At 69.6% G+C, this 12,879-nt stretch carries 11 protein-coding genes; 6 read left to right on the top strand and 5 right to left on the bottom strand.

Features of this window, described 5'->3' with window-relative positions; translation table 11 throughout:
• Positions 1–2: 2 nt before the first annotated feature.
• On the bottom strand, positions 3–761 hold the full coding sequence (locus IG04_RS0110540; RefSeq protein WP_030476396.1) for an enoyl-CoA hydratase/isomerase family protein: 759 nt from the start codon (positions 759–761) through the stop codon (positions 3–5).
• A 102-nt stretch (positions 762–863) separates the two neighbouring features.
• Here IG04_RS0110540 and IG04_RS0110535 point away from each other — a divergent pair, with 102 nt between their 5' ends.
• Together IG04_RS0110535 and IG04_RS0110530 are read left to right on the top strand one after the other, a co-directional pair.
• Entirely contained in the window at positions 864–1,832 is a 969-nt protein-coding gene (locus tag IG04_RS0110535; protein ID WP_051769516.1) for a DUF2332 family protein, read from the top strand.
• 433 nt (positions 1,833–2,265) lie between these two features.
• On the top strand, positions 2,266–3,540 hold the full coding sequence (locus tag IG04_RS0110530) for a hypothetical protein (RefSeq protein ID WP_030476394.1): 1,275 nt from the start codon (positions 2,266–2,268) through the stop codon (positions 3,538–3,540).
• A gap of 84 nt (positions 3,541–3,624) precedes the next feature.
• Here IG04_RS0110530 and IG04_RS0110525 read toward each other — a convergent pair whose 3' ends face one another.
• Entirely contained in the window at positions 3,625–4,443 is an 819-nt protein-coding gene (locus IG04_RS0110525; RefSeq protein WP_030476393.1) for an esterase/lipase family protein, read from the bottom strand.
• 221 nt (positions 4,444–4,664) lie between these two features.
• Between IG04_RS0110525 and IG04_RS0110520 the strand changes: the two genes are divergently transcribed.
• Positions 4,665–6,062, top strand: a complete 1,398-nt coding sequence (locus IG04_RS0110520) for a WS/DGAT/MGAT family O-acyltransferase (RefSeq protein WP_036014262.1) — start codon at positions 4,665–4,667, stop codon at positions 6,060–6,062.
• Between the two features lie 50 nt (positions 6,063–6,112).
• Positions 6,113–6,616, top strand: a complete 504-nt coding sequence (locus IG04_RS43875; protein WP_144065521.1) for a hypothetical protein — start codon at positions 6,113–6,115, stop codon at positions 6,614–6,616.
• Here IG04_RS43875 and IG04_RS0110510 read toward each other — a convergent pair.
• Complete coding sequence (locus IG04_RS0110510; RefSeq protein WP_051769508.1) at positions 6,526–7,440, bottom strand: alpha/beta fold hydrolase; 915 nt, start codon at positions 7,438–7,440, stop codon at positions 6,526–6,528. The two genes, IG04_RS43875 and IG04_RS0110510, sit on opposite strands and share 91 nt — an antisense overlap.
• 108 nt (positions 7,441–7,548) lie before the next feature.
• On the opposite strand from IG04_RS0110510, the gene IG04_RS0110505 reads away from it, so the two are divergent.
• Positions 7,549–8,472, top strand: a complete 924-nt coding sequence (locus IG04_RS0110505) for a phosphotransferase (protein WP_030476389.1) — start codon at positions 7,549–7,551, stop codon at positions 8,470–8,472.
• Here the strand turns inward: IG04_RS0110505 and IG04_RS0110500 are convergent.
• Positions 8,461–9,321, bottom strand: coding sequence for a patatin-like phospholipase family protein (locus tag IG04_RS0110500; protein WP_030476388.1), 861 nt, complete (start codon positions 9,319–9,321; stop codon positions 8,461–8,463). The genes IG04_RS0110505 and IG04_RS0110500 overlap by 12 nt on opposite strands.
• A gap of 45 nt (positions 9,322–9,366) precedes the next feature.
• Positions 9,367–10,464 (bottom strand): alkaline phosphatase family protein, encoded by a 1,098-nt coding sequence (locus IG04_RS0110495; protein WP_051769506.1) that lies wholly within the window; start codon positions 10,462–10,464, stop codon positions 9,367–9,369.
• Between the two features lie 49 nt (positions 10,465–10,513).
• Here IG04_RS0110495 and IG04_RS0110490 point away from each other — a divergent pair, with 49 nt between their 5' ends.
• Positions 10,514–12,847 carry a Tex family protein gene (locus IG04_RS0110490; RefSeq protein WP_030476386.1) on the top strand — a complete coding sequence of 778 codons (2,334 nt, stop codon included), beginning with the start codon at positions 10,514–10,516 and terminating at the stop codon, positions 12,845–12,847.
• The last annotated feature ends 32 nt before the right edge of the window (positions 12,848–12,879 follow it).

The raw sequence follows: 12,879 nt of genomic DNA, 5'->3' as shown, positions 1-12,879 counted from the left end.
CGTCAAAACCGCGGAGGCCGCTTCTCCAGGAACGCCGTCACGCCCTCGGCGTAGTCGGCGCTGGAGGCGGCCTCCGCGTACAGCGCGCGCACGAAGTCGTCCTCGCGGCCGCCGTCCGTGATCGAGTTGATGATCTTCTTGGCGCCCCGCACGGAGACCTGCGCGCGGCCCGCGATCTGCTCGGAAAGCTCCTTCACGCGGGCGTCCAGCGACTCGACGACCTCGTTCACGAGGCCGATCCGCAGGGCCGTCGCGGCATCGATCAGGTCGGCCGAGAACAGGATCTGCTTCGCCCACGCCGGCCCCACCGCGTCCACCAGCGCCTTGGTGGAGGTGAAGTTGTAGACGATGCCGAGTTTCGCCGGGGTGATGCCGAAGCGGGCGTCCGCGGCCGCCACCCGGATGTCGCAGGCGAGGGCGATCTCACAGCCGCCGCCGACGCAGAACCCGGAGACCGCGGCGATCGTCGGTTTGTCCAGTTGTGCGATCGCACGTTCACCGTTGTGGACAGCTTCGCCGTAATGGGCAGCGCCCTCGGCACCCCGGCGCAGCGTCGAGAACTCGGCGATGTCGGCACCGGCGGAGAAGTGATCCCCGCCCCGGATCACGAGCACCCGCACGTCCTCATCTGCGGAAACCTGAGCCAGGAGTCCTGGGAGCGCGGACCACATGTCGTACGACATCGCGTTGCGCTTGGCCGGGCGGTTGATCGTCAACGTGGCGACCGGACCGGCCGCGGACAGCTCCAGGAACTCGCTCACCCGCCGCACGATACCCACCGCCTCCTGCGGCACGCGCGGTATCGGATGGGTAGCAATGCGTTCACCTCCTTGTAAAGTCCGGTGCCGAAGAGGGGAGGAAACGTGACGGCGGCTGCCATCGGTGCTTCCACGCTGCGCACGCTCTCGGTGCGGTTGCGCACCAGCGCGCCGGTGTCCGCGCGCATCCTCTCCGAACTCGCCAGCGAACTCGACAAGGGCGGGCCGGTGGCGGACCTGCTGTGTTCGCACAGCGCCGTGCACAGCCCGTTGTTCGGCGTCCAGGCGCTCGCGGGCGTGCGGCTGCTGATGCTGTCGGGGAAGGCCCCGGAGCTCAGCCAGCGGTTCGCCAGCGCACACGCGGCCGCGATGGCCGGCGAGTCCGACTCGACGGCGCTGCTGGCATGGCTGGCGGCACGACGCGCGATCGTGGAGAACGCGGGCGAGATCCTCGCGGCGCTCGACCGGACGGTGCAGCAGCACCAGCCGAAGACGGCCGCGTTCCTGCTGCGGGGCCTCACGATGATCGGCGCACCGAAGGTCCGGCTGCTCGAACTCGGCGCCTGCGCGGGACTCAACCTGATCCTCGACCACTACCGCTGGTTCGGCCTCGGCTGGGAATGGGGCGACAAGGACTCGCCGGTGCGCCTGGCCGCCGTCGGGCCGCAGCCGCCGAACCTCGAGATCGTCGGCAGGGCCGGCTGCGACCTGCAGCCGCGCGACCCCGCCGACCCCAAGCACGCGATGATCCTGCACTCGTTCATCCCGCCGGAGCACGACGCGCTGCGGTGGGACCTCGACGACGCCGTCGAGCTCGCCACCAAGGTCGGCGTGAAGGTCGCGCGCTCCCCCGCCGGGCGGTGGCTGCGGGAGAACCTCGTGCCACCTGACGACCGCGGCACGTACACGGTGATCTGGCACAGCTCGTTCTGGGCGTACCTGACCGAGGACGAGCGCAACGAGATCGAGACGACGCTGACCGCGGCGGCCGGCTCGATGCCACTCGCGCGCGTTGCCTACGAGTCGACGGATTTTCGCTCCAACCCCCGCCTGACGGTCACCATCTACAGCTAGCGCTGTGGCGGGGCCCCGGTACCTGCCGGTGACGGGTCATCCGTTTGCGCATCCCCTGTCCGAGGTGTGCTTCCCCCGTCAGGTGGCCGCCGGCATCGGCGCAGACGCACCGGATGTCGCCCGATCAGCTAGCAGACGTCCGGCAGGTTTTTCGCCGCCGACTCCGGCTACTCCAAACGGCGCAACGAGGGCGTTCCGCTGAGGGAGGTGCTTGGGTCCGGAACGCCGGCGCGACGTAGGCGGCAAGTCCTGTTCCCCAGCTCGAACGTCAACCCCGCGGCCCGGATGCCGGCGTACTCCGGCCCGTGGAGGAACGAGACGGCAGGGCATCCACCACGACAGTCCGCCTCGGATGGGCGTGGCCCACGGCAGCGCCTCCGGCCGCCGACGTGAGTCCACGTTCGAGAGAAGTTGTCGTCAAGGAAGGAAGAACATGCGCAAGAACGTCAAAACCGGCCTCCTGGCCGCAGCCGTGGCCACTGGCCTCGTGCTGGCGGGGCCGACCGCCAGCGCGAACACCAGTGCGTTCCACCCCTTCGGGATGGGCGGCACTGAACATCAGATGGCCTGGGAGTGGTTCAGTCATCAGGCCGCGGCCTACGCCGCGGCCGGACACGGCGGGCATTCCGGCGACGGTGGCGATGCCGGCAGCGCCAACACCGCCACGACGGGCGACTCCGGCGACTCCGGAGATTCCGGCGACACCGGCCACAACTCCGCATGGGTGATGTGCGTCCACTCCCACTGCGAGGCCGACGCGGACTCCGGCGACTCCGGTGACACGTCCACAGGCGACACCGGCAACGCCGCCAACAACAGCAGCACCAACGGTGGCGACACCGGCCACGGCGGCAATGGTGGCGACGCCGACGCCGACGCGGAGAACGCGGTCGCGACCATCTGGGACGAGGACGGCGAACACGGGGACGAGGACAACAGCTCGGCCCACAGCGAGGACTCCACCCACGGCGACGACTCGACGCACCACGGCGACTCGACGCACCACGGCGACTCGACGCACCACGGCGACAACGAGGCCACGGCCTCTGCCACGGCCGGGCACGGCGGGGATTCCGGCGACGGCGGTGACGCCGTCAGCAGCAACACCGCCACCTCCGGCGACAGCGGCGACTCGGGCGACTCCGGCGACACGGGCCACAACTCCGCATGGGTGATGTGCGTCCACTCCGACTGCGAGGTCGGCACGGACTCCGGCGACTCCGGCGACACGTCCACAGGCGACACCGGCAACGCCGCCAACAACAGCAGCACCAACGGTGGCGACACCGGCCACGGCGGCAACGGTGGCGACGCCGACGCAGCAGCAGGAACCTCCACCGCAGTCGAGTGGGATGACGACGAGAACGCCGCGCACGGTGACAGCGAAGCCACGGCTGCCGCCACCGCCGGCAACGGCGGATCTTCCGGTGCGGGCGGCGACGCCGTCAGTGTCAACACCGCCACGACCGGCGACAGCGGCGACTCGGGCGACTCCGGCAACACCGGCCACAACTCCGCATGGGTGATGTGCGCCCACTCCATTTGCCTTACCAGCACCGATTCCGGCGACTCCGGCGACACGTCTACAGGCGACACCGGCAACGCGACCAACAACAGCAGCACCAACGGTGGCGACACCGGCCACGGCGGCAACGGCGGCGACGCCGACGCGATGGCCACGGACCTGAACGAGGGGGAGGACGACTGACCGAAGCCCGGTAGGGCGATCATCCGCTGAGCGGGTGGGATCGGGTTGCCGATTCCACCCGCTTTCCGGGTGCGGTAAAGGGTTCTAGGCCGCGCGCGGGTAGAGGCGGGCCATCCCCGGTGGCGCGGCGAAGGGCGCCCACGTGCCCTCCGCCTGTGCCAGCCGATCCGCGACGACCCACAGCACGCTCGAGTTGAAGCCATATCCCAGGTGTGAGGACGACACCTGGACGTTCTCCTTGCGCGGCCCCGGTTCCTCGACGCACGACTCCCACGAGACGATGCCGTCCGTCCTGGAGTAGATCGACGTGGCGGGCACCGGGATCGGCGGCCGCGTCGACTCCAGCGGCGGGAACTCGTCCTTCGGGATGTGCAGCCGGGAGAACAACGCGAAAGCGGGCATCGCCCGTGACTGCACGGGATCGCTCATGTTGTACGGCGAACCCATCGTGATCACCTGGCGGACGCGGTGCGGGTGGTCGCGTGCCATCTCGCGCGCGAAGATCCCGCCCAGCGACCAGCCGACGATGGAGATCGGCCCGCCATGGGCGTCGGAAACCTTTTTCACCAAGGCGTGCATGCCGTCCACTGCCTTGCGCGTGGGCCCGATGTTGCGGCCCAGGCCCCACGGGTTCACCTGATAGCCCAGACCGGACAGGAAACGGCGCAGCATCACCGTGGACGAGTCGGCGGCTCCGAGGCCGGGAAAGACGAGCACCGGATGGCCGTCACCCGACGGCGCGCCGCGCAACATCGAGCGGGTGGCCACGAACTCGCTGACGTCGAGCGCGCAGCGGGTGGGCTCGGTGAGGTACCAGAACAAACCGGGCGCGGAGCCTCTGACGAGGTGAAGGGGCGAAGCGGCAGGCACTTCGAAGACTTCGTCCGAAGGTACGGCAGACATAGGAGCCTCCCCACACGTCGACAACCCCGAGCCGGCGCCCTGGGCAGCGTTGCCCAGTGAGTCCATGATGTTTCGTGAACGATCTTTTCGCCAGTACTTTCGAGTCTCGATTCGCCACCTACAGGTAACACGTTGGCAACCTCACAGCTGTGCAGTGCCTCTCACCTGCATGGACGTCGATTGAGACGCTCGGTTCCTCTACTCTTTTTCGAGTGGATCGGATGAGCTCTCTGGACGCCAGCTTCTACTTCATCGAGGACGAGAACGTGCCCATGCACGTCGGTTCCGTCCTGGTTTTCGACGGGCCGGCCCCGTCCTACGGAGACGTGATCCGCCTCTTCCTGGCGCGCATGGACCAGGTTCCGCGCTACCGGCAGAAGGTGAAGGCGCTGCCGTTCCACGTCGGGCGTCCGGTCTGGGTCGACGACGACCACTTCAACATCCTCTACCACGTGCGCCACACCGCGGTGCCGTCGCCGGGCGGGGAGGACCAGCTGCGCAACCTCGCGGGCCGGATCTTCGCGCAGAAGCTCGACGACTCCAAGCCGATGTGGGAGGCCTGGCTGGTCGAGGGCCTCGAAGGCGGCCGCTGGGCGATCATCTCCAAGGTCCACCACTGCATGATCGACGGAGTGTCCGGTTCGGACATGCTGCAGCTCATCCTGGACTTCAGGCAGGAGAGTGTGCTGCCGGAGCCGAAGGAGTGGAAGCCGCAGCCGCAGCCCTCCACGCTCGACCTGGTCGTCGACGGCGTGCGTGACGCCATCGTGACGCCGGTGCAGCACCTGTCCGCGTTGCCCGCCGTCGCGCGGAACGTGCGTTCCTTCAGCGAGATCGTGGACTTCGGCAAGTCCGTTCTCGGTTCTCTTCCTGCTACGGCACGGCGTTTGGCCACGCGTGCGGCGACGTCCCTGAACGGTCCTATCGGGCCACACCGCCGCTGGGTGTGGGCGCGCGCGAACCTGGCTGAGATCAAACAGATCCGCACCGCGGCGGGTGGCACCGTCAACGACGTCATCCTGGCGGCGATCACGCGTGGTTTCCGGGATCTGCTGGAGAAGCGCGGCGAACTGACCGAGGGCATGGTCGTGCGGACCATGGTTCCGGTGTCGATGCGCAAGGCCGATCAGCACAACGAGCTGAACAACCGCGTCAGCGCCGTGCTCGTGAACCTGCCCGTGGGCGAGGCCGACCCGGTGAAGCGCCTCGCGTCGATCCGCGCGCAGATGGACGACCTGAAGAGCTCGCGCCAGGCCGCCGGTGCCGACGTCCTCACGAACCTGTCGAACTTCGCCGCGCCGACGCTGATGGCGCTGGGTTCGCGGACCGCGATGCGGTTCCCGCAGCAGATCCTGCAAACCGTCACCACCAACGTGCCCGGCCCGCGCATCCCGCTCTACATGCTCGGCCGCCCGCTGGTCGAGATGTTCCCGTACGTGCCGATCGCCTCGACGATCCGGATCACCGTCGGCATCTTCTCCTACCTCGACAGGTTCACCTTCGGCATCAACGCCGACTTCGACGGCGTGCCGGACGTCCAGCTGCTCGCGGACGGCATCCGCGCGGGCTTCGACGAGATGGTGGCGCTGGCCGCCGAGGCGGCGGAGAGGACGGTCTGAGACACGACCTGACGGTCCAGGCAGGCGCGCACGACCTGAGCCTGACCGTGGTGGGACTCGACGCACGGCTGGGCGCCCTGGGACTGGCTCTCGGCCAGCTCGACGACGTCCGCGTCGAACTGGAGGACGTGCGGTGGTCGCGCTGGCGTGCTCGCCGCGCGACCGTCGTCTGTCACGACGTGCACGTGAACCCGCCCGCGGTCCTGGTGGCCTCGCCGGTCGAGTTCCGCGTGGAAGTGGACTTCGCGGACATTCCGGAACTACAACCGGTCAGCTGGATGCCGTTGACCGTCCGGCTGGTCGGCACGGAACTGCACGTGCGGCTGCACAAATGGTTGCCGGCGCGCGTGTTCGCGGTGCCGGAACTGCCGCGCGGCATCGAACTGACGGGCGTCGAGCAGTGCGACGACCACTTCGTCCTGACCGGCGCCGCCCCCGTGCTGCGGGAGCGGCTCACCCTGGGTCAGCTCGCGGACGTGCTCAGGCGGTTGGCGTCCATCCAGTCCAGGACCCGCTCCGACACGACCTCGGGGATCTCCATCTGGGGCACGTGACCGACGTTCGCGTACTCGTCGTAGCGCCAGTGCGGGAACCGGCGCGCCACGGACCGTGCGGCGGCGACGTTGACCAGCCGGTCGCGGTCGCCGCTCATCAGGAACACCGGCACCCGGACCTTGGCCATCGCCGCGTAGTAGGCGCCGCGCTTCGACGTCGTGAAGACGACGCTGCGCGCGGCCGCGAGGAACGCCTTGTCCAGGCCCTCGACCTTGGCGCGCTCGCCGATCAGGTGCTCGCTGGCCTGCTTGAGCTCCTCGGGGATGCCCGACGGGTCCGCGCAGACCAGCTCCAGCAGACGTTCGACCTGCCGGCGCGCGGGAACAGTCCTCGACCTGGCCAGGAACCGCTCCCCCAGGCCCGGCACCGAGTACAGGAAGAACGTGCTGAGCATCGTCGGGTCCGGCCGGGTCCCGAACACCATCGGCAGCGCGGGGTCGACCAGCACCAGGCCCCTGACCAGCTCGGGGTCGTAGGCGCTCTGGAAGAGCGAGATCAGCCCGCCCATCGAGTTGCCGGCCAGGATCGCCGGCTCCCCCACGACCTCCCGCAGGAACCGGCCCAGGAGCCGCGTGTTGGCCTGGACCGTGGTCTGCCGCCCCTCGGGGTTCGTCAGGCCGTGTCCGGCAAGGTCGACGGCCGTGACGCGGGCCCTGCTCGCGAGCAACGGTGCCAGCAGCACCCAGTTGAGGTGCGAGCCGCCGAGCCCGTGCACGAGCACGATGCGCGGACCGTCCGCCGGTCCGCCGAAGTCGACCCAGTGCACGGGCCCGCCGAGGTCCGCGTGGTGACTGATGCCGCCGAAGTTCGCCACAGTCGTCATACCAACCAGTATGTCGCTTGGAGCGACCGGTCGGTAGTGACGTTCGTGTCCGCTCAGCCCAGAAGTGTTGGCACCAGTTTCACGCGCCCACCACTAACGTCGCGGAACGTGGCACATCTGGGGGTGGCCGACCTCGCGGACATCGCGCAGGCGGCGTACGGCCGTGAACTGCGCGACGTGGTCCGTCTGCACGGCGGCAGCAAGAAGGGCGTCTACCGCCTGACGCTCGACGACGGCACGACGGGCATCGCCTACGTGTGGCGCACGAGCGAGGACTACTGGCCCGCGCACGAACAGGACCCGTTGTTCGGCAACGCGAGCGGGCGCGACCTGTTCCTCACCGCGCACACCGCGCTGTCCGAGGCAGGGGCCGGCGTGCCAAGGCTGGTGCTGGTCGACAACGACGTCATCGTGGTCGAGGACCTCGGGGGCGAGTTCCTCGAAAAGCTGCTCGACCGCGACACCGAGGCCCTGGAACGACTCTGGGAAGACCTGGCCGCCGTGCACCAGCACACCAGCCCGCGCTACGGCCGCCCGAGCGCACTGCAACCCGTGGACGCGCCGCCGGTGCCGGACGTGGTGCTGCAACGGGCCCTCGGGCACCTCGACGCCTGCTGCGAACGGGTGCCGCGCATCGCCGCCGAGCGCGACCGCCTGGAAGCCGAGCTGCGGCAACGACATGCCGCGGTCGAGCCGCGCGCGGAGTACGGGCTGATCCACGGCGAACTGGGCCCCGACCACGTGCTCGTGGCAGACGGACGGCCGGTGCTGATCGACATCGAGGGCGTGATGTTCTTCGACGTCGAGTGGGAGCACGTGTTCCTGGAACTGCGCTTCGGCCCGCACTACCGGCCGGTCCCCGGCCTCGACCCGGCACGGATGTCGCTGTACCGGCTCGCCCAGCACCTGTCCCTTGTGGAGGGTCCGCTCCGGCTGCTGGACGGCGACTTCCCGCACCGGGACGCAATGAAGGAGATCGCCGAGCACAACATCGGGCGGGTGCTGGACTGTCTGTCCGGGCTATCCGTGTGACGGGTGCCCGTAGAGCCCCACGCCGGCAACCTCCAGCGTCGTGAGGAACGTGGCCGAGGCCTGATAGGAGGCCTCGACCAGTTCCGCGGTGTGCGAGAAGTCCAGCGGTGTCACGGCCTGCACGGGCGGGCCCGGCAGGTAGAGCACCGGAGCGCTCTGCGAGGCGAGCTCCACCTCCAGCACGGCCTGGTTGCGCATGCCCAGGGTCGCCCAGAACAGCAGGGTCTCGGCGAGCGTCTCCGGCACGGTCGGCAGATGGCCGGGGAACGCGCAGTCCAGCACCACCAACGACTTCGCGCCCATCGCCAGGGCCTGCCGGATCGGCACGTTCGCCAGCACGCCGCCGTCGTAGAGCACCTGGTCACCGATGCGCACCGGCGGATAGACGCCCGGAATCGCCGCGCTGGCGAGGATCGCGGGAACCAGCTCGCCCTCGGTGATGTTCACGGCCTCGCCGGTCACGCCGTTCACCGACACCGCGCCGAACGGCAGCGTGAGGTCCTCAAAGGACGAACAGCCGCCGAGGCCCTCGGCCAGCACGTGCGCGAGACCGGTGTTCGGGAAGAGGTAGGTCTTGTTGGTGCGCAACGATCTCAGCTGCGCGATCGGCCCGCCGGGGAACACCCGCTGCCGCGTCATGCCCTCCCACAACACGCCCAGCCGCTCGGCCGCCTTGTCGGGGTCCAGCGCGAGCAGCGAGCCGTTGACCGAGCCGACCGAGGTGCCGACGACGAGGTCCGGCCGGACCCCGTGCTCGCGCAGGGCGCGCAGCATGCCGACCTGCGCGGCGCCGAGGCTTCCCCCGCCTCCGAGCACGAACCCGACTGGTCCTGGCAGTTCGATCGTCACGTCCGGTGATCCTAAAGCGAGGCAATGGAAAGGGCTGACTTCAATCTACACTGAAGGTACTGAGTGAACGAGCAACGGGATCGCCAGTTCCGCGCGGGTGCGTGACCCGTGGAACCCGGTCAGGCTGCTCAGCACCGGTTCCGCCTGACTGCGCACCACCACGTGGGCGTCCTTCATCGCCACCACGACGTCCCCGATGCGGTCGACGGCGAGAGGGCTGACCGGGCCGAACCACCCGGCGTCCACCGCCTCGTCCCGCGTCAGCACGTCCGCGCGGCCGCCGAGGAACTCCCGCCACACGGACAGCACCTCGTCGCTCTCGGTGTGCAGGTAACGCACCCTGGGCTCACCGGCGATCACCCGGACTCCCTGCCACAGCAGCGGTTCGGTGTCGAAGTCGATCCGCTCGCCCGCGGTGACCATGCCGTGGTCCGCCGTGACGGCGAGCAGCGAGCCGGCGGGCATGCGCGACGCGATCCGGGCGGCCAGCGAGTCCACGAACTCCAGCTGCAGCAACCACTCCTCGGAATCGGGCCCGTAGATGTGCCCGATCGTGTCGAGGTCGGCGTGGTAGGCGTAGCAGAACGAACGGTCCTGCTCGACGGCCGCCACCGCGCCCAGCGCCAGGTCGCCGAACCCGGCGGCGCCGCGGAACCACGAACCGCGCAGCACCGCCCGCGTCAGGCCGGAGGACCGCTGGAGCAACGGCGCGACCGTGCTGACCGCGACCCCGGCCGCCGCCGCGCGCTCGAACAGCGTCGGGTGCGGCTGCACGACCTCCGGCACGAGCGTCCTGCGCAGGTCGTGGTCGCGTTCGCTCGCCCGCGTCCAGGTCAGCGAGTTGAGCACCTCGTCCCCGACCTCGAACGTGTACCCGACGATGCCGTGCTCACCGGACTGCATCCCGGTGCCGATCGAGGCGAGGCTCGTGGCCGTCGAGGACGGGAACCCGGCATCTATCGTGCGGTCCGGCAACGAGGACAGGAACGGCGCGTGCGAGGCGTGCGCGCGCAGCAGTTCGTGGCCCAGACCGTCGACGAGCAGCAGTACGACACGCCGGGCCCGTGGCAGGCCGAGCGTGTTGTCGGCACCCGGCACGTCCAGGCCCGACAGCAGTGATGGGACGACCTCGGCGATGGTCATGACGGACACCGTGCCACGCCGGATCGGACAACGGGCAGAATGGCGCGCTGTGACAACGCTCATCCACCAGAAGATCGCTGACGAGCTCGGAGTGGCCGCAGGCCAGGTCGGCTCTGCTGTCGAACTGCTCGACGGTGGCGCGACCGTCCCGTTCGTCGCCCGCTACCGCAAGGAGGCGACCGGCGGTCTCGACGACACCCAGCTGCGCACGCTCGAGGAACGCCTCGGCTACCTGCGCGAACTGGAAGAGCGCCGGGCTGCCGTCCTCAACTCCATCCGAGAGCAGGGCAAGCTCAACGACACCCTCGAAGCGCAGATCCTCGCCGCCGAGTCCAAGGCGCGGCTCGAGGATCTCTACCTGCCCTACAAGCAGAAGCGCCGCACGAAGGCCCAGATCGCGAAGGAGGCCGGTCTCGAACCGCTGGCCGACGCACTTCTGGGTGATCCCGGGCTGAACCCGCAGGAGGAGGCCGCGAAGTTCGTCGACCCCGCGAAGGAGGTCGCGGACGCCGCGGCCGCGCTGCAGGGCGCGCGGTCGATCCTGGTCGAGCGGTTCGGCGAGGACAGCGACCTGATCGGCGACCTGCGCGAGCAGATGTGGACGCGCGGCCGCGTGGTCTCCAAGGTCCGCGAGGGCAAGGAGACGGAGGGCGCCAAGTTCTCCGACTACTTCGAGTTCGACGAGCCCTTCGCGAAGCTGCCGTCGCACCGCATCCTGGCGCTGTTCCGCGGCGAGAAGGAGGAGGTCCTCGACCTCGTCCTGGAGCCGGAGGAGCCGCGTGAGGAGGGTCCCTCGACGTTCGAGGTGCGGATCGCCTCCCGCTTCGGCATCGACGACCGGGGCCGTCCCGGCGACAAGTGGCTCACCGACACCGTCCGCTGGGCGTGGCGGACCCGGATCCTCGTGCACCTGGGCATCGACCTGCGCGGCCGGCTGCGCTCGTTCGCCGAGGACGAGGCCGTGAAGGTGTTCGCCTCGAACCTGCGTGACCTGCTGCTGGCCGCCCCGGCCGGCACGCGCGCCACGATGGGCCTCGACCCCGGCTACCGCACGGGCGTGAAGGTCGCGATCGTCGACGCCACCGGCAAGGTCGTCGCGCACGGCGTCATCCAGCCGCACGTGCCCGCGAACCGCTGGGACGAGTCGATCGCGAAGCTCGCGGTGTGGGCCAAGCAGCACAACGTCGACCTGATCGCGATCGGCAACGGCACGGCCTCGCGCGAGACCGACAAGCTGGCCGCCGACCTGATCAAGCGCCACCCCGAGCTCGGCCTGACCAAGATCGTGGTGTCCGAGGCGGGCGCTTCGGTGTACTCGGCCTCGGCCTACGCGTCCTCGGAACTGCCCGAGCTGGACGTGTCGATCCGCGGCGCGGTGTCGATCGCCCGCCGTCTGCAGGACCCGCTGGCCGAGCTCGTGAAGATCGACCCGAAGTCGATCGGTGTCGGCCAGTACCAGCACGACCTGGCCGAGTCGAAGCTCTCGCGGTCGCTGGACGCGGTGGTCGAGGACTGTGTGAACGCGGTCGGCGTCGACCTGAACACCGCCTCGGTGCCGCTGCTGAGCCGCGTCTCCGGCATCACCGCCGGTCTCGCGGAGAACATCGTGCTGCACCGCGACGCCAACGGTCCGTTCAAGTCCCGCAAGGCGTTGAAGGACGTGACGCGGCTCGGCCCGAAGGCGTTCGAGCAGTGCGCGGGCTTCCTCAAGATCCGCGGTGGCGACGAGCCGCTGGACGCCTCCTCGGTGCACCCCGAGGCGTACCCGGTCGTGCGGAAGATGCAGATCGAGGCGGGCGCCGAGCTGATCGGCAACTCGGCCGTGCTGACGAAGCTGCGGCCGGAGAAGTTCGTGGACGAGCAGTTCGGCCTGCCGACCGTCACGGACATCCTGCGCGAGCTGGAGAAGCCCGGCCGCGACCCGCGCCCGGCGTTCAAGACGGCGACCTTCGCGGACGGCGTCGAGAAGATCGCCGACCTCAAGCCCGGCATGGTGCTGGAGGGCGTCGTGACGAACGTGGCCGCGTTCGGCGCGTTCGTGGACATCGGCGTGCACCAGGACGGTCTCGTGCACATCTCGGCCCTGTCCAACACCTACGTGAAGGACCCGCGCGACGTCGTGAAGTCCGGTGACGTGGTGCGGGTGAAGGTGCTGGAGGTGGACGAGGCCCGCAAGCGCATCGGCCTGACGCTGCGCCTGACCGACGAGCCGGGCAAGCCCGCTCCGAAGCAGCAGGGCGGTGGCGGCGGAGGCCGTGACCGCGGCGGTCGTCCGCAGCAGCGCGGCGGGCAGCCGCAGCGTGGTGGCCAGCAGCGCACCGCCGCGCCGCCCGCGAGCGGCTCGATGGCGGAAGCGCTCCGCAAGGCCGGCTTCGGCAAGTAGACAAGAGAAAATGGCTCCTCCCGAAGCCGGGA

This window comes from Lentzea albidocapillata, from assembly GCF_000719115.1.
Classification (GTDB): Bacteria; Actinomycetota; Actinomycetes; order Mycobacteriales; family Pseudonocardiaceae; genus Lentzea; species Lentzea albidocapillata.
The sequence above is the reverse complement of the archived record's forward strand: the minus strand, read 5'-3'. Positions and strand labels throughout refer to the sequence as shown.

Coding starts and splice junctions, on each gene's coding strand:
- IG04_RS0110495 (WP_051769506.1), bottom strand. CDS start 10,464: ATGACCATCGCCGAGGTCGTCCCATCACTGCTGTCGGGCCTGGACGTG.
- IG04_RS0110525 (WP_030476393.1), bottom strand. CDS start 4,443: ATGTCTGCCGTACCTTCGGACGAAGTCTTCGAAGTGCCTGCCGCTTCG.
- IG04_RS0110510 (WP_051769508.1), bottom strand. CDS start 7,440: ATGACGACTGTGGCGAACTTCGGCGGCATCAGTCACCACGCGGACCTC.
- IG04_RS0110520 (WP_036014262.1), top strand. CDS start 4,665: ATGAGCTCTCTGGACGCCAGCTTCTACTTCATCGAGGACGAGAACGTG.
- IG04_RS0110530 (WP_030476394.1), top strand. CDS start 2,266: ATGCGCAAGAACGTCAAAACCGGCCTCCTGGCCGCAGCCGTGGCCACT.